The sequence below is a fragment of the Labrenzia sp. CP4 genome (genome assembly GCF_001579905.1).
Lineage (GTDB): Bacteria > Pseudomonadota > Alphaproteobacteria > Rhizobiales > Stappiaceae > Roseibium > Roseibium algicola.
Map to the genome: position 1 here is coordinate 4,799,328 of NZ_CP011927.1, position 17,808 is coordinate 4,817,135.

At 59.8% G+C, this 17,808-nt stretch carries 17 protein-coding genes; 11 read left to right on the forward strand and 6 right to left on the reverse strand.

Going from position 1 to position 17,808, the window contains the following annotated elements; translation table 11 throughout:
* Window positions 1–201 precede the first annotated feature (201 nt).
* On the forward strand, window positions 202–1,176 hold the full coding sequence (locus ACP90_RS21980; RefSeq protein ID WP_055658081.1) for a magnesium transporter CorA family protein: 975 nt from the start codon (window positions 202–204) through the stop codon (window positions 1,174–1,176).
* A 43-nt stretch (window positions 1,177–1,219) separates the two neighbouring features.
* Here ACP90_RS21980 and pdxH read toward each other — a convergent pair whose 3' ends face one another.
* On the reverse strand, window positions 1,220–1,855 hold the full coding sequence (gene pdxH / locus ACP90_RS21985) for a pyridoxamine 5'-phosphate oxidase (protein ID WP_062490051.1): 636 nt from the start codon (window positions 1,853–1,855) through the stop codon (window positions 1,220–1,222).
* Window positions 1,856–1,989: 134 nt separating this feature from the next.
* On the opposite strand from pdxH, the gene ACP90_RS21990 reads away from it, so the two are divergent.
* The 5 genes from ACP90_RS21990 (at window position 1,990) to ACP90_RS22010 (ending at window position 5,309) form a co-directional block, all read left to right on the forward strand.
* Entirely contained in the window at window positions 1,990–2,403 is a 414-nt protein-coding gene (locus ACP90_RS21990; protein WP_062490053.1) for an RT0821/Lpp0805 family surface protein, read from the forward strand.
* 197 nt (window positions 2,404–2,600) lie between these two features.
* Window positions 2,601–3,578: a J domain-containing protein gene (locus tag ACP90_RS21995; RefSeq protein WP_023001831.1), complete on the forward strand. Its 978-nt coding sequence runs from the start codon at window positions 2,601–2,603 to the stop codon at window positions 3,576–3,578.
* Window positions 3,579–3,752: 174 nt separating this feature from the next.
* Window positions 3,753–4,283 carry a MarR family transcriptional regulator gene (locus tag ACP90_RS22000; protein ID WP_062490054.1) on the forward strand — a complete coding sequence of 177 codons (531 nt, stop codon included), beginning with the start codon at window positions 3,753–3,755 and terminating at the stop codon, window positions 4,281–4,283.
* Window positions 4,280–4,600, forward strand: coding sequence for a hypothetical protein (locus tag ACP90_RS28820; RefSeq protein WP_062490056.1), 321 nt, complete (start codon window positions 4,280–4,282; stop codon window positions 4,598–4,600). Before ACP90_RS22000 ends, ACP90_RS28820 begins: the two co-directional genes overlap by 4 nt.
* Window positions 4,581–5,309, forward strand: coding sequence for a GNAT family N-acetyltransferase (locus ACP90_RS22010; RefSeq protein ID WP_201030422.1), 729 nt, complete (start codon window positions 4,581–4,583; stop codon window positions 5,307–5,309). Before ACP90_RS28820 ends, ACP90_RS22010 begins: the two co-directional genes overlap by 20 nt.
* Here ACP90_RS22010 and ACP90_RS22015 read toward each other — a convergent pair.
* The 4 genes from ACP90_RS22015 to ACP90_RS22030 all read right to left on the reverse strand — a co-directional run bounded on the left by ACP90_RS22015 (window position 5,291) and on the right by ACP90_RS22030 (window position 9,239).
* Window positions 5,291–5,836 (reverse strand): ClbS/DfsB family four-helix bundle protein, encoded by a 546-nt coding sequence (locus ACP90_RS22015; RefSeq protein ID WP_062490060.1) that lies wholly within the window; start codon window positions 5,834–5,836, stop codon window positions 5,291–5,293. The two genes, ACP90_RS22010 and ACP90_RS22015, sit on opposite strands and share 19 nt — an antisense overlap.
* A gap of 69 nt (window positions 5,837–5,905) precedes the next feature.
* Window positions 5,906–6,532 (reverse strand): GNAT family N-acetyltransferase, encoded by a 627-nt coding sequence (locus ACP90_RS22020; RefSeq protein WP_062491869.1) that lies wholly within the window; start codon window positions 6,530–6,532, stop codon window positions 5,906–5,908.
* 57 nt (window positions 6,533–6,589) lie between these two features.
* Entirely contained in the window at window positions 6,590–7,912 is a 1,323-nt protein-coding gene (locus ACP90_RS22025; RefSeq protein ID WP_062490062.1) for an FAD-binding oxidoreductase, read from the reverse strand.
* A gap of 1 nt (window position 7,913) precedes the next feature.
* Window positions 7,914–9,239: an FAD-binding oxidoreductase gene (locus tag ACP90_RS22030; protein ID WP_062490063.1), complete on the reverse strand. Its 1,326-nt coding sequence runs from the start codon at window positions 9,237–9,239 to the stop codon at window positions 7,914–7,916.
* Window positions 9,240–9,441: 202 nt separating this feature from the next.
* Here ACP90_RS22030 and ACP90_RS22035 point away from each other — a divergent pair, with 202 nt between their 5' ends.
* Complete coding sequence (locus ACP90_RS22035) at window positions 9,442–9,672, forward strand: hypothetical protein (protein WP_208984440.1); 231 nt, start codon at window positions 9,442–9,444, stop codon at window positions 9,670–9,672.
* Complete coding sequence (locus ACP90_RS22040) at window positions 9,662–12,034, forward strand: fatty acid cis/trans isomerase (protein ID WP_062490065.1); 2,373 nt, start codon at window positions 9,662–9,664, stop codon at window positions 12,032–12,034. Before ACP90_RS22035 ends, ACP90_RS22040 begins: the two co-directional genes overlap by 11 nt.
* A 303-nt stretch (window positions 12,035–12,337) precedes the next feature.
* On the opposite strand, the gene ACP90_RS22045 is transcribed toward ACP90_RS22040, so the two are convergent.
* Complete coding sequence (locus tag ACP90_RS22045) at window positions 12,338–13,267, reverse strand: LysR substrate-binding domain-containing protein (RefSeq protein WP_062490067.1); 930 nt, start codon at window positions 13,265–13,267, stop codon at window positions 12,338–12,340.
* Window positions 13,268–13,446: 179 nt separating this feature from the next.
* Here ACP90_RS22045 and ACP90_RS22050 point away from each other — a divergent pair, with 179 nt between their 5' ends.
* From ACP90_RS22050 to ACP90_RS22060, 3 genes are read left to right on the forward strand one after another with little or no spacing between them, the layout of a single operon-like run.
* The gene (locus ACP90_RS22050; RefSeq protein WP_062490069.1) at window positions 13,447–15,063 is read left to right on the forward strand and encodes a GMC family oxidoreductase N-terminal domain-containing protein; all 1,617 of its coding nucleotides are present in this window, start codon (window positions 13,447–13,449) and stop codon (window positions 15,061–15,063) included.
* Window positions 15,060–16,547: an aldehyde dehydrogenase family protein gene (locus ACP90_RS22055; RefSeq protein ID WP_062490071.1), complete on the forward strand. Its 1,488-nt coding sequence runs from the start codon at window positions 15,060–15,062 to the stop codon at window positions 16,545–16,547. Before ACP90_RS22050 ends, ACP90_RS22055 begins: the two co-directional genes overlap by 4 nt.
* 10 nt (window positions 16,548–16,557) lie before the next feature.
* Window positions 16,558–17,769, forward strand: coding sequence for a mandelate racemase/muconate lactonizing enzyme family protein (locus ACP90_RS22060; RefSeq protein ID WP_062490073.1), 1,212 nt, complete (start codon window positions 16,558–16,560; stop codon window positions 17,767–17,769).
* The last annotated feature ends 39 nt before the right edge of the window (window positions 17,770–17,808 follow it).

The following is a 17,808-nucleotide window of genomic DNA, read 5'->3' on the forward strand; positions in this document are numbered from 1 at the left end:
GGTTGACGGCCGGCGTGACCGGTCCAGGATAGCGTTCGGACATACAATCGGTGACGATTGAATGTCCGCCATTCTGAAGCGGCCAAGCCCCGTCGGGGTGCCGCAAAATCACTTTCTTCAGACGGTTGCCGTCTTCCGATCTGTTGGGCAAACTGCCGCCGAACAGGGCACGCTCCGTGTCCTTCGGCGGAGATTGCCTGCATGATCATTGCCTACTGCCCGACCGTCAAAGGTCTGGAGCGTCTTGAGCTTGCCTCCGGCGCCCCCCTTCCGACCACGTCTGTATGGATCGACCTGATCGCGCCGACGCAGGAAGAGCAAAAGGCAGCAGAAAAGCTGATGGGCGCGGAAATCCCGACACGGGACGAGATCGCCTCCATCGAAACCTCCGAACGCCTTTACCTGGAGCCCGGCGCCGTGGTGATGACCGCGCAGCTTCCGATCGCCACGCAGATGATCGACCCGGCGCTTTCGTCTGTCACATTTGTCGTCAATGCCAAGCGGCTGGTGACTGTGCGCTATGGCGAACCGAAATCCATCGCCCTTCTGTCCCGCAAGGTTCAGGCCGATTCGACGATCGCCCACAAGGGGCCGGCTGTTCTCTTCACGATGCTCGACATCATCGTCGACCGGTGTGCCGATGAAATGGAAAGCGCGTCAGCACGGTATGACAAGCTGGCAGTGCAGGTGTTCGGCGACGGCCTCAACATGCGCAAGACCGCAAGCTATCAGATCGCCATCAAGCAATTGGGGCAGATCGGACTGCATGTGTCCAAGATGCACGATGTCTGCACCAGCCTGTCGCGGATGATGCTTTACCTCAGCACACATGCCAAACGTCTGAACCTGAACGAAGAGCAGGAAGCCGACTGCAAGATGTTCGGCAGGGACATCCATTCCATCAAGGAACACGGCGACGCGCTGGACAACAAGCTGTCCTTCCTGTTGGACGCAACGGTCGGCCTCGTCACGCTGGAGCAGAACCAGATCTCGAAGATCTTTACGGTCGTCAGCGTGATCTTCCTGCCACCGACCTTGATCGCATCGATCTACGGCATGAACTTTGCCAACATGCCCGAGCTGAACTGGCAGCTCGGGTTCCTGTTCTCGTTGGGCCTGATGGTGTCGTCAGTCGGGCTGACGTTCCTGTTCTTCCGCTGGAAACGCCTGCTTTAACCGGTCCGGCATCTTGAAACTTTCGGCCCCAGTCGCAGGCGCGTTACGGATAAAGGCGCGCCTTGGACCATGGCTGATCCACGCCAGTTCGGGTGAACTGCACGCGGTCATGAAGTCGGAACGGCCGGTCATGCCAGAATTCGATGGAAACCGGCACCAGGCGCATGCCTGACCAGTGGTCGGGCCGCGGAATGTCGCCTATACCGAACTTGGCGGTATATTTCGCCACTTCCTTTTCCAGCGCGAAACGGCTTTCCAGCGGCCGCGATTGCCTGGACGCCCAGGCACCGATCCGGCTGCCGCGCGGCCGGGAGCGGTAGTACTCGTCCGCTTCCTCGTTCGAAACCTGTTCGACAAGACCACGAATGCGAACCTGCCGGCGCAAGGACTTCCAATGGAAGCACATGGCAGCCTTGCCGGCGGAGAGCAGCTCCTGCCCCTTGGCGCTTTCGAAATTTGTGTAAAAAACAAAGCCGCGTTCGTCGAAGTCCTTCAGCAGAACCATCCGCACATTCGGCAGGCCGTCTGGGTCAACGGTCGACAGCGCCAGTGCGTTGGGATCGTTGGGCTCCGAAGCCCTGGCGTCCTCAAGCCATTCTGCAAAAAGCTCAAATGGCTTCACTACCTCTGTAAAGTCACCTTTTGTTAACTCTTCAGGGGGATCTTTAAGGTCTGTCATCGGTAACCTGTCGAAGGAAACGACAGCCTTTAAAGCGGCTCGAAAAGCCGGACCGGGGGGCTGCCTGAAAAATGTATCGTATGCGTTCATATACTGCCGGGCACATAAAGATCCAACCCTTAGCCGCACTTTGCATGGCCGTTGCAACCGCACTTGGCGGCTGTAGCCAGTTGTCCGTTCCGGTGGGCAGCAACAACATCGATTCCCCGACAGTCCTGACCGGCTCAATTCCGTCCGCATCCGACGTCGCCTATGCCGATATCAACGAGGACGACCGGTCTGTGATCGCGCAGAACCTCGACACTATCAGCCAGGACCTTGCCGCCGGAAAGCCGACGCAGGCCTTGTCGCTGACGTGGCTCAACGCGATCAGCGGCAATTCCGGCACATTGTCGAACATCAATGCCTCCACCTACGGCGAGACAGGCTGTCTCGGCTTTCAGACGACGGCAAATACCATCGTCGGCATCAAGCTGTACTCCGGCACGGCCTGCCGGGACATCACGCAAAAATTCGCGGTCACCAGCCTGACTGTCGCCGAAGCTTGAACCCCGTCAAAAAACCGCTAAAACCGGAAGGTCCTCAAGACGAATTCGGGGTCTGGAATTTTTTCCTATCCATCCCGATATAGAGGACAAGTCCGGTCAAGCATGACCTGCTAAACTTGCACGCTTGTGTTCGGCTCGCCGAACGGAGCAGTGCGCGGGGCAGCCTGCCGGAAAATCTTAGGAACCTGGTGAGACGAATGCGTGATCCCTATAGCGTTCTCGGGGTGGCAAAATCTGCCAGCGAGAGCGAAATCAAGAAGGCCTTTCGGAAGCTGGCCAAAAAATACCATCCGGATCAGAACAAGGATGATCCGACGGCCGCACAGCGTTTTTCCGAAGCAAATCAGGCCTATGAAATTGTCGGCGACAAGGAAAAACGTGCCAAGTTCGACCGCGGAGAAATCGATGCGGAGGGCAAGCAGCGCTATCAGGCGCATGGTTTTGACGGCTTTTCCGGATATGAAGACTTCGGCGGTGCACGCACCCAGAAGACATCCGGTGGCGGCGGCAGTTTCGACGATATTCTGAACGACATTTTCGGCAGCTTCGGCGGTGGTCGTGCACGCGCCGGCGCAGGTGCAGGCGCTGGACCCGGTGCAGGTTTCGGCGGCGGCGCCCGCGCGAAGGCGCCGCCCAAGACAAAAGGCGCCAACGCGGAAATCGTCGCCCGCGCCTCGCTGGAGGATATCGTCAACTCCGGCAAGACCCAGGTAACGCTTCCAAGCGGCAAGACGGTGAATGTTACCCTGCCCAAGGGGGTGGTCGAAGGCGAAAAGATCCGGCTCAAGGGCCAGGGGCACCCCGGGGAAAACGGCGGCCCCGCAGGCGACGCCCTGGTCGAGATCCGCTTCAAGCCTCACAAGCTTTTCGAAGTGAAGGGGTCCGACCTCCACCTTGACCTGCCTCTGACACTTTATGAAGCTGTCCTGGGCGCAAAGGTGCGTACGCCAACCCTGTCCGGTGCCGTCAACCTGACCATTCCGGCCAACGCCTCCAGCGGCAAGTCCATGCGGTTGAAGGGCAAGGGCCTTCCGACCAAGACCGGTGGTCATGGCGACCTTCTGGTCAAGCTGCAGATCGTAATGCCGCCGCACGGCGACGACGAGTTGGACACGCTGATGCGGGCCTGGAAGGAAATCACTCCGTACCGCGCACGCGGACCGGAATTCGACTAGGCTGCTTCTTCGTCAACTGTTGACCATCACCTCGCCCCGCCAGTGCTACTGGTAGGGCGAGGTTTTTCAACCTTCCACATCTCCGCCTTAGGTCAGTCTCCAAGTTCTTCACCCACCAGGTCTTGCGAATTTATATAACTAGTTATATACTAAGTTATGTAAATGGAGTGACCCATGAGCGAAGATGTCGTCCGCGCGCTTGGCTATGCCACCCTGGGCAGCCGGCTGAAACGGATCGGGGAAATGCTGCAGGCACAAACGCAGATCGTTGCGGCCGAGCTTGCCGACACCAGTCTGCCGACGCCGCACAACCCCGTTCTTGCCGCACTTGACCGGCAAGGCCCGCTGAGTATCGGCGATCTGGCGAAGACCCTTGGCCAGAGCCAACCGGGCGTTACCAGAACGATCAACAAGATGAAGTCGGATGGACTGGTTGAATCCGTTGCCTCGCAACAGGACCGTCGCGTGACGACAATCGGCCTGACCGACAAGGGAGTAGCCCTCGTCGCCCATCTGAAAGAAACGCTCTGGCCCGCGATCACACTGGCAGTTGCCGATGCCTGCAACAGTCTGGAAGGTCCTTTGCTTGACCAGCTTGCAGGTCTGGAGGATGCCCTTTGCACGAGGCCGCTTTCCGTCCGCTGCAAGGACAGGCCGTTGCAGGACTGGAACTCTCTGCAAACGCCCCCGGAGCTTGAACGATGATCAAGCGCATCTGGCATGGCTGGACGGACCCCGGCATGGCCGACACCTATGCCCATGTTCTCACGACACAGGTCATTCCGGGCATCGAGGCGAAAGCCATTCCCGGCTATCTCGGCATCGAGGTCCTTCGAAAGAACCTGGAAACCGAGGTGGAGTTCATCACCATCATGAGTTTCCGCTCGCTTGACGACATCATCGCGTTTCAAGGCCCGGATTACGAGCGCTGTTATGTGCCCGATGCCGCCCGGGACGTGTTGAAGCGATGGGATCTGATTTCACAACACTATGAGCTCGAAGATGCACGCAGTTACGAATGAACCGAGCCGGGACAGCCTTCTGAAGCGGGTTGTCTGGTCAGCCCTGACTTCCCGGCATGCGCAATTCAGCCAGGGGGGCGACCTTGCCCGCCGTTTCGATCCGGCCATCTCCCCCTTTGCGGCAGCGGCGAACAACTCGCCCGAAGCTCTGGCCGCGCTGGCGGAACTGATTCAACCGGGTGACGACCGGGCTTTCATACTGCAGGCGGACGACATCGCCCTGCCCCATGAACTTGAGGCAGAGATCACCGCGCTGGGTGTTCTCATGGTGGAAGTTTCCCCGCCAGCAGGCCCATCCCGATCGACTTCAATCGTGCAGCTGGACGAAACCGATGTCCCGGAGATGGTCGAGCTTGCAGCGCTGACAAAACCGGGTCCGTTCACCGCTCGCACGCCGGAGCTGGGCACTTTCTTCGGCATCAGGCTGGACGGCCGTCTGGCTGCAATGGCGGGTAGCAGGATCAACCTCGACGGCTATACGGAAGTGAGCGGGATCTGCACTCATCCCGATTTCCGAGGCAGAGGCCTGGCATCCGAGCTCTCTCTTCATGTGACTGAAGTCATCAGGAGCCGCGGCGACATTCCGTTCCTTCACGCCTATGCGGACAATCACGGAGCAATTGCCCTCTACCGCAAGCTGGGTTTCGAGATATGGCGGGAGGTCAACGTAGCCGTTGTCAGACGCAAGGCTCAGATCGACCCGGACTGATCCCTTACATCGGAATTGCGCCGGTTTCTTTCCTCCTGAAACTGAGAAAGACGTTGGCGAAGATATTTCGAAGCCGACCGGTAATGGCTTGGACCGGCGGCTTCCGCCCAGCGTCCCGTCGTCCACTTGTTGTTGGAGCCTTTCTTCGGTTCGCCGTAGAGTTCGTCATTCTCCAGACTTTCCACGAGGGCGAGCAGTTCGGCGTGGTTTCCCTCCAGAAGGGATCGCACCGATCGCCAGGAAAGACTGGATTGCTTTTGCCGCAAGTCGGCATTGTATCTGGGTGTCTCGTTCCACTTGTAGCCTTTGGCCGGAAACCAGACCGGTCTGCCGGCCTGGCCGTCCCGGTACCAGCCCAGAAACAGGTCTATCCAGTGGGCCCGGTGACCGACGATATCCTTTGGCGATATGCCGTCCGCATCCTTTTCAAGACGCAGCATCGCGGGCAGGTCATCGAGGAGCGTTTGCAGCTTTGAAAACTCGCTCTCGCTTGCGGCGAGCAATTCCGTTTTCGTGGTTGCAGGCATTCCGCTCTCCCGTGACCACAACATTCAGTGCGAACTATGCGGAGCTAAAGCCTTGTTGGCCCGTGGCGACTACAGGCTTCGTCCGCACCAGATGGTGCCATGAGATCCGCTGGTGCTGACTGTCAGAACCGGATGGAACTCCCGTGCTGTCCAGAAAGCGAGCCCGGCTTCGTTGGCAGCGCTCACCCCGGCATGAACAGCCGAGACCCCCTTCAGTTTGGCGGCGGCAATCCAGGCGTCCAGCAGCCTGGTGCCAACTCCTCTCCCGCGCGCGCGCGGCAAGAGGTTCATGTGAATATGCGCCGGATATTCATCGATGACGGCCTGTGGCACGGGCGACGGATTGTGGATCGTGCGGATCCGCTGATCATCTGCTGACTGCTCGGTTTCCTGCTGCACCGGTTCCGGGTAACGTTCCCGCAAAGCCGGCCACCATTCCCGCTCCAGTTCGCGCTCGAAAGCCCGTGTATCGCTGACGCCGACGGCATAACCGAATACGCCGAGATCATCTTCAGCGACAAAGCTGATGGGACCTTTCAAAGCCACATAGGGCCCTGCGTAGATATGGCCGATCAATGCGGGGTCAGAATAAAGATCCGTCGCGTCGCGCCCGGCCTGGCCGGTTTTCAGGCAGATATCGTAAACGGCTTCCAGGTCCCGAAGCTCGGCCTGCCGAACGATCATGGTATCAGTCATAAGCATCCGATTTCTGTCTTCAATGGTCCCGGATCATGGCGAATGCAGATCTGCGGTTTACCTGTCCTGCCAGCCGTACCACCAGTAAGCGCCCTGAAGATAGAGTTTGCGCAGTGACGGTAGGGGAAACCTTGCAAAAGGCCGGCGCAGGGCAACCGGCAGATCTTCCGGCTGAAGTTTGCCCAGGATCAGACCGGCTACTTTCTCCCCCGAGATCGATGCCATTGCTATACCGCTGCCGTGCCACCCCATTGCGGCATAGACGCCGCCGAGACCGGGCACTTCCCCAACGAAGGGGGTCAGATTTCGCGCCAGGCACACATGTCCATACCAGCTGTGTTCGGCCTCAATGCCCGCCCAGGCAGGAAACATCTCGTCGAAATCCAACCTTGCACGCTTGTACATCGCCGCGAGCGACTGGGCATTTTCGAAGATGCCGCCGCGCGTTCCGAACAGGAACCGCCGGTCGGGCAACAGGCGGAAATAATGCAAAAGGTTACGAGTGTCGGCAGCCATGGTGTCGGAGGTCCAGCCCTGTGCGGCGAGTTCACCCTCGCTCAGGGGGCGGGTCACCAGGATTGACGACATGACCGGCAGTGTACGCCCGTGCAGCCATTTGGGCGCATCCTCGCGTGCATAACCATTACCCGCCAGGACAACCTTCCGGGCCCGAATGAAGCCGTGTTCGGTCTCCAGTTGCCAGCGGTCATTGTCCCGGGTCATCCCAGTCACCGGCGACTTGCCGAAGATCTTGCCGCCGGCTCGGCGCACCTGATCCGCCAGAGCCTGGACATAGGCCATCGGATTGAGTGCAAAGCCGTAGGGTACTTGCAGTCCGCCGTGGAATGTTGGCCCGCCATAGCCTTCCGCGTCCAGGTCCGTCTTGGAAAGCACCCGGGCCTTGATGCCGAAGTTCTCCTTCAGGAACGCTGCTTCCGCCTGAAAGCCGGCGTAATCCTTCCGCCGGTGGGCAAGATAGATTTCCCCATTGGAATGGCGGTCGGCGTCAACACCCCAGCTGTCGAGCCTCTGGGCAACCAGATTGACGCCCGCGACCTGATAGGCAACGAAACGGCGCGCTTCCTCGAGGCCGAATTTCTTGATGAGGCGGCGTTCATCGAGTTTGGTACCACCCAGGCAACAAAATCCGCCGTTGCGGCCCGAAGCGCCGTAACCAACGTGTTCCGCTTCCAGAACGCACACGGAAACGCCTGCCTGCGCGAGCCGTAGCGCTGCGCTCAGCCCGGCGAACCCGGCGCCGATAATCGCAACATCGAAAAGCGCGTTGCCGATGAGCTGCCGGTCCAGCTTGACCTGCGGAACGCTGGCTTCCCAGTAACTGCCGATCGTCCGGCGCGCTTCTGTACGGCTCTGCGGCATCTCAGAACCCGAGCCTGTCCCGCAGAGAGAACCACGTCATGGCAAGTACCAGAAGCGGGAAGCGGAGCCGGTCACCGCCGGGGAAAGCCGGTACGTTCAGTTTCTCAAAGACGTCGAAGCGACCCGCAGTTCCCGTCACGGCTTCCGCCAGCACCTGACCACCAAGGGTTGCCATGGCAACCCCGTGGCCGGAGTACCCACCTGCGGTCAGCATGTTGGGTGCAATCCTTGCGAAATAGGGCATGCGCTTGGGCGTAATCGCCAGCGTACCGCCCCAGCCGTAATCGATGGCCACGTCGCTGAGCTGGGGGAAGATTTCCAGCATCGGTTCGCGCACGAAGGCCTTGATGTCTTCCGGAAAGCGATAGCCGTAATTCTCACCGCCACCGAAAAGCAGCCGGCGGTCTGCCGACAGACGGAAGTAGTTGATGACGAACTTGCTGTCGGCCACGGCGACATTGTTGCGGATGATCTTTTGCGCCTCGTCTTCCGAAAAGGGCTCCGTTGCGACGATGAAATTGTTGATCGGCATGACGTGCGCGGCGGTCTGCCGGTCAAGGCGGCCGAGATAACCGTTGCACGCCAGAATGACGTGCTCTGCACGAACGTCGCCCTGCCCCGTCCTCACCGTGATCCGTCCCGTGCCCTGGCCGTCAATGCCGGTGACCTTGGTTTCCTCGAAAATCCTGGCCCCTGCCGCTTCGGCTGCCTGCCCGAGACCCAGTGCGAAATTGAGCGGATGCAGATGGCCTGCGCCCGTGTCCAGAGAGCCGCCGTAATACCGGGGACTGCCGACCTGTTCGCCGATTTCATCCGGACCGACAAAGCGAATGTCCTCATAGCCGTAGACGAGCCTGAGATGCTCGACATAGTCGCGGCTTTCCTCGACAAAACTCTTGCGGTGATCGGCATGCAGTATCCCCGGCGTGTAGTCGCAGGCGATCTGGTGCTTGATGATCAGGTCCTTGACCAGCGCCTTGGAATCCTCGGCAAGGTCCCACAGCAATCTGGCGTGAGACTTGCCATGGCGTTCTTCCAGAACCGTCTGGTCCATGCGCTGGCCGGAACCGACCTGGCCGCCATTGCGGCCCGAGGCGCCCCACCCGATCCGGTTGGCTTCCAGGAGGATGACGTCAACACCCCGTTCAGCCAGATGCAATGCAGCCGATAGCCCCGTATAACCGCCACCGATGACGCAGACAGTGCAGGTGTGTGAGCCATCGAGAACCGGGTGAGCCGTTTGCCTGTTGGCAGTTGCAGCGTAATAGGAAGGTGGGTGTTGACCTGGCGTGTCATTAGCTGTCAGGAGATCAAGCGCAGTCAGCATGTCGGAAGCCAGGCTCCTCTTATCAACATGAATTTCCGTGGCCGGGAGTGGTACGCCACATTCCCTTGTTCAGCAGCCAGTTTCAAGGTGTAATCAGGTGATGGCAGGCAAGTTTTGCCTGATTTTGCAAGCTCTTGAGGCTCCCGCTACGTCAGCAAGCCCGGGCAGCTCGGCTCAGATGACGCAAAAGGAAGGCAAAACTGTGTTTGGTCCCGTAGAACATCCCTGGTTCGATGCGCTTTGGCGCAGAATTGTTCTGGTCGCTTTTTGCGCCGGCTGGACCGGTGTGGAATATGCATTCGGCAATATCACATGGGTCTACATCATGGCGGCAATCACCGCCTATGCCGCCTGGGCTTACCTGTTCAACTACAAGGGGCCTGATGACCCGAGCCGGGTGACCCGTCCACGGATGGAAGACGATGAAGGTTGATGCCTCTGGCATGATTGCGGCCGGCCGCCTTCAGGCTCTCTGGCCTCGGATCCTGAAACAGGCGTTTCGCGCCATACTTCTGATTTGCTGTGCCGGCGCTGCATCGGCGCAGGAGGATACATCAGCTCTCGATGTCCTCAACAAGCGCTGCGTCGTCTGCCACGGCTGCTATGACGCACCTTGTCAGCTCAAGCTGTCATCCGCCGCGGGCTGGATGCGCGGAGCGAGCAAGCAGAAAGTCTACGATTCCTCGCGTCTGGAAGATGCTCCGATGACACGCCTGGGGATCGACGCAAAGTCTGTTCCGGGCTGGCGCGCCAAGGGTTTCTTCGACGTTGTCGGTGCACAGGACGGACCATCCGTTCTGGAACAACTGCTGCTGGCCGGCCGCAAGAATTCGTTCAAGCTCGGAGCGCCGCTTCCTGACGACATCGACATTTCGACGCTGCGTGCAAACACCTGCGCCATGCCTGGCAAGGTGAAGGACTACCTCGAGGAACACCCGCAGGGCGGCATGCCCTTTGCCATGGCGCCGCTTGCAGATGGCGACTACGAGACCCTGCTGTCCTGGGCCAGGGATGGGGCACCTGCACCGGACGCCGGCAAAGGATTGCCACAGAGTGTCGAACAGTCGGTGCACACTATCGAAACGTTCTTCAACCGCGGCGACAAACGGTCGAAACTTGTCGCGCGCTATATCTATGAACATCTGTTCCTGGCCCATCTGCACCTGGAAGGCGATGACCAGAACCGCTTCTTCCGCATAATCCGTTCCAGAACCGCGACCGGGTCGCCTCCAGATGAGATTGCCTCGCGCCGACCCTTTGACGATCCAGGTGGCCCCTTTCATTACAGGCTCATCCCGATTGACGGCACCATCCTGCACAAGGAGCACATGGTCTATGAGATCGGCCCCGAACGCCTGAACCGCTATGAAGACCTGTTCCTGAAAAGCGACTGGGAGATTGCGAGCCTGCCGCCCTATTCAACGGCTGCAGGCGGCAACCCGCTGTCGACCTTCCGCGCCATTCCTGCGCGCAGCCGCTACCAGTTCCTGCTGGACGAAGCACTTTATTTTGTCCGCTCTTTCATTCGTGGTCCGGTCTGCTACGGCCAGGTCGCGGTGAACGTGATCGAGGACCGTTTCTGGGTCTCCTTCCTGACACCCGACGCCGATCTCTCCGTCACCGACCCGAGCTTCCTGGAAGCCGCGACCCCGATCCTCGAACTGCCGGTTGCCCAGTCGAAGGGAAAACTGTCCAAGCGTCTGGAAGGCTTCCTGTCGCTCGGACCGGTCAAGTATCAGGAGTTTCGCAAGGGGCGGTATGAACGCAAGTTCCTGGCGGAAGGCGGCCCCGACTACGGTGACATCTGGCAAGGTGATGGCTCCGAGGTCGATGCCCGTCTGACCGTCTACCGTAATTTCTCTTCCGCCTCGGTGGTGACAGGCTTCGTCGGCGCGGTGCCCGAAACCGCCTGGGTAATCGATTTCCCGCTGTTCGAGCGGATCTACTACAATCTCGTTGCCGGGTTCGATGTCTTCGGCAATGTGGAACACCAGCTCACGACACGTCTTTATATGGACAGCCTGCGCCGTGAAGGAGAGCGAACCTTCCTGTCGTTCCTGCCGCCACAAGTGCGCAAACCCATGCACGAAAGCTGGTATCAGGGTCCGCTTGTCAGCATGGTCGATCTCTGGAAGGAAAGCGCGCTCGACACCAGGTCTCCGACAGGTATCGACTTTTCCACCAGCGATCCCAAGGAGGAGTTCCTCACCGAGCTACTGCGCGAACCTGCTGGCCTGTGGGCTGAACAAGACCCTATCAACCGCTGCACCGGCAATGCCTGTGCGTCCAGTGACACGCCTGCCGGGCAACTACGTCCGCTTGCCCAGAAACCTGCGCCATATGCAAAGTTCCTGCCTGATATCTCGGTTCTGCTCGTGGAAACGGAACGGGACACGCAGGTCTTTACCCTGGTGCATGACATGGCCCACAGCAACGTTGCCTTCATCTTCAACGAGGATCTGCGCCGCGAACCCCAGAACGACAGCGTGACGGTCGTGCCCGGCCAGTTCAGCAGCTATCCGAATTTCATGTTCAAGGTGAAGCAGGATCACCTGCCGGCCTTCGTGGAGACGGTTCGGGAGATCAGGTCACAAGATGATTTCCTCAAGCTCGTCGACCGTTTTGGCGTCCGCAGAACCGACCCGGAATTCTGGACCGACTTCGACCGGATCCAGACCGCCCTGAAAGACCAGGACACCCTTCAGGCAGGCTTGCTGGACCTCAATCGATACCGCGACCCCAAACCGCTCGACCCGATTGACCGGTTGTTCGAGTTCACCTTCTCGCTGGATTAATCTTGCAGCTTGAGCGGATGAGCTTTTGTTCAGCCAAACTCTCTTCCTCATCCTGAGTGTCTGATCCGAAAGTGGTACTCTGGGCGACTGCCACAACCACACTTGTCATTCCCGCGAAAGCGGGAAACCAGCACGCCATGAGGTGAGAATTATATTTCCAAAGCAAATTCATGTTGTTACTGGATCCCCGCCTTCGCGGGGATGACAACTGAGGAGGGCGGAAGTTCGTTACACGAACCACGTCAACTGCGCCCTCTGACACTTTCAGTCCAGACGTCCAGTTTGAACCGGTGTTTTTCGTGGTCAGTCCGACAAACTTCTCATATCCTTGCTCCTCCCTTCTCCCGCTTCGCCGCCAAGTTCCCGGAACATCCAGTCGCAAAAGATCTGGGCGTCGGGGCCGAGTGCCTGACGCGAGCCGTCAGTGACGAGATAGTAGCTGTGCCGGCTTTTTATCTTCTTGTCCGATGAACGGATCAGCCGGCCGCTGTCGAGATACGGCTGGGCGAGCGTTTCCAGAACCAGAGCGTGTCCATGGCCGAGAGCAGCCAGTTCCAGGGCCGAGAGGGTCTGGTCGACCTGCAGGCCGTTGCGTTTTGGAACCGCATGCCCGTGGCTGCGGAAGAAGCTCTCCCAGGTGTCGATCACGCCCATTATGTCGAGCCGGGTTGCTTCCGCCAGCGCCTCGATTTCACGCTTGCCAGGGTCAAGCGCCAGATCCGGATGACAGACCGGGATGATCGGGTCGTTCAACAGAAAGGCCACCACTCCGTCAGTCCAGCTGCCGTCGCCGAAGCGGATATCGATGTCGAACAGTTCCGGGCTGAGAGTTTCCGCCCAGGAGGCCGAGATCATCTGCAGGTCGATGCCCGGGTGTGCCTCCTGAAAAGCCCGCAGACGTGGGATCATCCAGAGCTGGCCGAAGCTGTTGAGGCAGCGAAAACGAACCGGCTGCCTGTCCCGCTCGCCAAACACCGAGACGGTGGCGATGGAAAGATCCGAAAACGCCTTCTCGACCGTCGGCAGGTAAGTCTGCCCCAGTCTGGTCAGGGCCAGTTCCCTGTGAACACGGTCGAACAGCGGGTAGCCGAGGAGCTGTTCCAGCTGGCGAACCTGGTAGCTGACAGCAGCCGGAGTGATCAGCAGCTCCTCCGCCGCCCGGGTGAAGTTCCCCAGGCGCGCAGCCGCCTCGAAGGCGCGCAGCCATGTGAGCGGTGGTAGGCTGTAGGCCATTTCGTCTTCCTTTTATCATCCGGTGCAGAAGCTGTTTTCATTTTCTGAAACGAATTCGCACCTGTGCAACAAGCGTCTCCTTCAAATTTTTTCAAAGCTATACCAAATTTTTTTTCGTTTCAGGAATTTTCCATCCTCGCAGACACTTCTCCGAAACAGCGGTCAACCGGCAGCGCATCATGGACAAGGTCGATTACATCATCGTGGGAGCCGGTTCGGCCGGATGCATCCTGGCGGAACGCCTGAGCGCAGATCCGCAGACGCGAGTTCTGCTGCTGGAGGCCGGTGGGTCCGATGCCTCACCCTGGGTGTCGCTGCCACTCGGCTATGGCAAGCTGAATTCCGACCCAAAACGCACGTGGCGCTTCATGACCGAACCAGACGAAGGCCTCGGCGGGCGCAGTGTCTACTGGCCCCGCGGTCGATTGCTGGGTGGCTCCGGCTCGATCAACGCCATGGTCTATTGCCGAGGTCTGCCTGGCGATTTCGAAGACTGGGAGGCCTCCGGCGCGGCAGGTTGGGGCTGGGCGAATGTAAAGGCAACTTACGAGCGCCTTGAAACCCGGGTGACCTGCGAGGGCGTGAAGCAAGGCGAGGGACCGATCCATATCCAGAATGTGTCCGACCAGATCCACAGAGTGAACCGGCACTTCTTTGCCGCGATCCGTGAAGTGGGCCTGCCCTGGAGTGACGACTTCAACGGTGATGCTCCCGAAGGTGGCGGCATTTACCAGATCAACACGCAAGATGGCCGCCGGTGCTCGTCCGCACGCGCCTACCTCCATCCTGCCCTTGCCCGCAAGAACCTAAGCGTCCGGACACAGGCCCAGGTTGCCCGCATCCTGTTTGAAGGAAGAACGGCTGTCGGCGTCGAACTCCTGAGCGGGGAAACCCTGCTTGCCAGCCGAGAGGTCATCCTGGCGGCAGGCGCAATCGGTTCGCCGCAACTGCTTCAGGTTTCCGGCATCGGCCCGGGAAGGTTGCTGAATGAGCTCGGCATTCCGGTGATCCAGGCCAATGACAACGTCGGCGGCAATCTGCAGGATCATCTGGCTGCGAATTTCACCTTCCGCGCCAGGGAACCGACACTCAATGCGATCCTGCGTCCCTTGCTGGGTCAGGCCCTGTCCGCCATGCAATACGCAGCAACCCGCAAGGGTCCTCTGGCTCTATCCGTCAACCAGTGCGGTGGATTCCTGCGCTCGCGCCCCGAGCTGAGCCGGCCGGACCAGCAGCTCTATTTCAATCCTATCAGCTATCGCCTGAGGCCTTACAAGGACAAGACACGGCTGAACATCGATCCGTTCAACGGCTTCATCATTTGCGCACAGCCGGCCCGCCCGACGAGCCGCGGCCGCATCGACATCAAAAGTGCCAATGCCAGTGCGGCGCCTTCGATCCAGCCCAATTCGCTGGCGACTGAGGAAGACCGCCAGACCGTGATCGATGGCGGCAAGCTCTGCCAGAAGCTGATGGCAAGCCAGGCCTTGAGCGCGCTTGTCGAACACCCCATCGCTCCGAACCTCGGAGAACTCGACGGCGACGGCATCCTGGCGGACTTCCGCGCCCGGGCCAGCACCGTCTTCCATCCGGTATCGACTTGCCGCATGGGCGAGAACCGCGAGACAACCGTCGTCAACAGCCGGCTGCAGGTGCACGGAATTGAAGGGCTTCGCGTTGCCGACGCCTCCGCCTTTCCGAACATAACCTCCGGCAACACCAACGCCCCGACCATGATGCTGGCTCTCAAGGGAGCCGATCTCATTCTAGAAGACCAGAAGCGAGCCCTCTCATGACCGTTCAGGACATCGCCCAAGACTATCTGACCACCGGCAAGCTGGATGCCTTGCCCGACGGGCATTTCATCGCCGGCAAACGCACTCCGGCCTCGAACAAGAAGATGGAAAGCTTCGATCCGGGCCGTGCAGAAGCCTTTGCCGAATTTTCTCTCGGGACCGACACCGATGTGGATAACGCCATCGACGCTGCCGAGAAAGCAGCTCTGCATTGGCGGCAAGTCTCACCGGCAGAGCGCTGCCGTATCCTCAACAATGTTGCCCGGGTCTTCCGCGACAACGCAGACCGGTTGGCCGTGATAGAGGTGGTCGACAGCGGCAAGACGCTGGCCGAGGCCCAGGGTGACGTTCAGTCCTCCGCACGCCTTTTCGAATATTACGCCGGCGCTGCCGACAAGCTCGATGGCCGATCGGTCAATCTTGGTCCGGCCTATACCGCCTTCACCGTGCGCGAACCGGTCGGCGTTACAGGACACATCATTCCCTGGAACTATCCCACCTCGACCTTCGCGCGTGGTGTCGCCCCTGCCCTTGCCGCGGGCTGTTCCGTTGTTGCCAAGCCGGCCGAGACCACGCCCTTTACCGCACTTGTCATGGCGGAACTGCTTTGCGAGGCCGGGGTGCCGGAAGGGCTGGTGAATGTGGTCACCGGCCTGGGCAGTAATGTCGGCGCGCAGATGGCGCGCGATCCACGCATCAAGCAGCTGACCTTCACTGGCTCCGTCACCACCGGTATCAATGTTGCCCAGATGGCTGCCCCGAATGTGACCCGCCTGACGCTGGAACTTGGCGGCAAGTCACCGCTGATCGCCTTCGCCGACGCCGATCCGGAAAAGGTCGCCGACGGAGCCTACTGGGCAATCTTCTCGAACGCCGGTCAGATATGTTCGGCCGGATCCCGGCTGATCCTGCATAAATCGATCCGCGACGAAGTGCTTTCCATCCTTGCCGAACGAGCCGCCAAGATCAGGACCGGTCACGGACTGACGGCTCCGGACATGGGGGCCATCAATTCCGAGCTGCACCTGTCCCGTATCAAGGCCCATGTGGATGCCGCAAAGGCGCGCGGTGCCAACATCCTGACCGGCGGCGACGCTACAGGCGACGCAGAGACGGGCAAAGGCTGGTTCTTCCAGCCAACGGTAATTGCGGACCTTGCACCGAACGATCCGGCAATCCAGGAAGAGATCTTCGGCCCTGTCCTGTCGGTGCAACTGTTCGAAAGCGAGGAAGAAGCCGTTGCCCTTGCCAACGGTACGGACTTCGGCCTGATTGCCAGCGTCTATACCAATGATGTCGGGCGGGCGATGCGGGTTGCCGGCGCAATGGATTGCGGCCAGGTGTCGGTCAACGATTACTGGGCCGGGGGGCTTGAGCTGCCATTCGGCGGCAACAAGAAATCAGGTTACGGCCGCGAAAAAGGCTGGGAAGGCCTCGACGCCTATACCAAGGTAAAGTCCATCACGATCAGCAACGCGAGCTAAGCGGACCACCATGAAACTCGACCAAATCGAGACCTTCGTCGTCGAAAACGCCCCGCCGCGCCATGGCGGGCGCTACTTCATCTTCGTCAAGCTGGTGACCGCTTGCGGCATCATAGGCTATGGCGAGATCTACAACGCCACCTTCGGCCCGCACCTGGTGGCCGAGATGGCGAAGGACGTGTTCCAGCGCCAGTTCGAGGGCGAAGATCCGCATCATATCGAGAAGCTGTGGCACAAGACCTATGGTGCCGGATATACGCAACGTCCCGATGTGACCGTGATGGGCGTTTTGTCAGGCCTGGAAATGGCTTGCTGGGACATCATCGGAAAAGCCGCCGGCAAGCCAGCCTATCAGCTTCTGGGCGGTAAGGTGCATGAGCGCCTGCGCTCCTACACCTACCTTTATCCCTCCGATGGCGATGTCTATCCGGACCCCGCGAAACCCAATGTCTACAACGATCCGGATATGGCGGCCGAAGCAGCCCTCAAGGCCGTCGATCAGGGTTTCACGGCGGTGAAGTTCGACCCGGCCGGTGCCTATACGATCTACGATGGCCACCAGCCGAGCCTTGACGATCTGGAACGCTCGGAAGCCTTCTGCCGGCAGATCCGCAATGCCGTCGGAACGAGGGCCGATCTTCTTTTCGGTACCCACGGACAGTTCACCGTTTCCGGGGCCAAGCGACTTGCACGCCGGATCGAGGGCTATGATCCGCTCTGGTTCGAAGAGCCGATCCCGCCCGAAAAGCCGGAAGACATGGCCGAGGTTGCACGGTTTACCTCCATGCCAGTTGCGACGGGTGAGCGTCTGTGCACCAAGTATGAATTCGCCCGCGTGCTTGAAACCGGTGCGGCCAGTATCCTGCAGATGAACCTCGGCCGCGTCGGCGGCCTTCTGGAAGCCAAGAAGATTGCCGCCATGGCGGAATGCCGGTCAGCGCAGATCGCCCCTCACCTTTATTGCGGACCGCTGGTGGCGCTCGCAAATATCCAGCTGGCAACCTGCAGCCCGAATTTCCTGGTGCTGGAATCGATCCGGACCTTCGACGGTTTTTATGCCGACCTCTTGAAGACGCCTATTCGATGGGAAGACGGCTATGTCATTCCTTCAAGCGAACCGGGCCTCGGTCATGATCTGAACGAAGACGTCGCGCGGGCCCATCCCTATACCGGCAACGAATTGCATCTCGGGTTTCAGGAAAGCCCGGCTTTGCCGCTATAAGGGGATCAGGGCCGGCAAGGCGGCATTCCTTTGCCTGGC

What these genes read in the sequence shown, in the direction of transcription:
- ACP90_RS28820 (WP_062490056.1), top strand. Translation starts at nt 4,280, where the DNA reads ATGATCAAGCGCATCTGGCATGGCTGGACGGACCCCGGCATGGCCGAC.
- ACP90_RS22040 (WP_062490065.1), top strand. Translation starts at nt 9,662, where the DNA reads ATGAAGGTTGATGCCTCTGGCATGATTGCGGCCGGCCGCCTTCAGGCT.
- ACP90_RS22045 (WP_062490067.1), bottom strand. Translation starts at nt 13,267, where the DNA reads ATGGCCTACAGCCTACCACCGCTCACATGGCTGCGCGCCTTCGAGGCG.
- pdxH (WP_062490051.1), bottom strand. Translation starts at nt 1,855, where the DNA reads ATGACAGACCTTAAAGATCCCCCTGAAGAGTTAACAAAAGGTGACTTT.
- ACP90_RS22030 (WP_062490063.1), bottom strand. Translation starts at nt 9,239, where the DNA reads ATGCTGACTGCGCTTGATCTCCTGACAGCTAATGACACGCCAGGTCAA.
- ACP90_RS22060 (WP_062490073.1), top strand. Translation starts at nt 16,558, where the DNA reads ATGAAACTCGACCAAATCGAGACCTTCGTCGTCGAAAACGCCCCGCCG.
- ACP90_RS22000 (WP_062490054.1), top strand. Translation starts at nt 3,753, where the DNA reads ATGAGCGAAGATGTCGTCCGCGCGCTTGGCTATGCCACCCTGGGCAGC.
- ACP90_RS21990 (WP_062490053.1), top strand. Translation starts at nt 1,990, where the DNA reads ATGGCCGTTGCAACCGCACTTGGCGGCTGTAGCCAGTTGTCCGTTCCG.
- ACP90_RS22020 (WP_062491869.1), bottom strand. Translation starts at nt 6,532, where the DNA reads ATGACTGATACCATGATCGTTCGGCAGGCCGAGCTTCGGGACCTGGAA.
- ACP90_RS22010 (WP_201030422.1), top strand. Translation starts at nt 4,581, where the DNA reads ATGCACGCAGTTACGAATGAACCGAGCCGGGACAGCCTTCTGAAGCGG.
- ACP90_RS22015 (WP_062490060.1), bottom strand. Translation starts at nt 5,836, where the DNA reads ATGCCTGCAACCACGAAAACGGAATTGCTCGCCGCAAGCGAGAGCGAG.
- ACP90_RS22050 (WP_062490069.1), top strand. Translation starts at nt 13,447, where the DNA reads ATGGACAAGGTCGATTACATCATCGTGGGAGCCGGTTCGGCCGGATGC.
- ACP90_RS21995 (WP_023001831.1), top strand. Translation starts at nt 2,601, where the DNA reads ATGCGTGATCCCTATAGCGTTCTCGGGGTGGCAAAATCTGCCAGCGAG.
- ACP90_RS22025 (WP_062490062.1), bottom strand. Translation starts at nt 7,912, where the DNA reads ATGCCGCAGAGCCGTACAGAAGCGCGCCGGACGATCGGCAGTTACTGG.
- ACP90_RS22055 (WP_062490071.1), top strand. Translation starts at nt 15,060, where the DNA reads ATGACCGTTCAGGACATCGCCCAAGACTATCTGACCACCGGCAAGCTG.
- ACP90_RS21980 (WP_055658081.1), top strand. Translation starts at nt 202, where the DNA reads ATGATCATTGCCTACTGCCCGACCGTCAAAGGTCTGGAGCGTCTTGAG.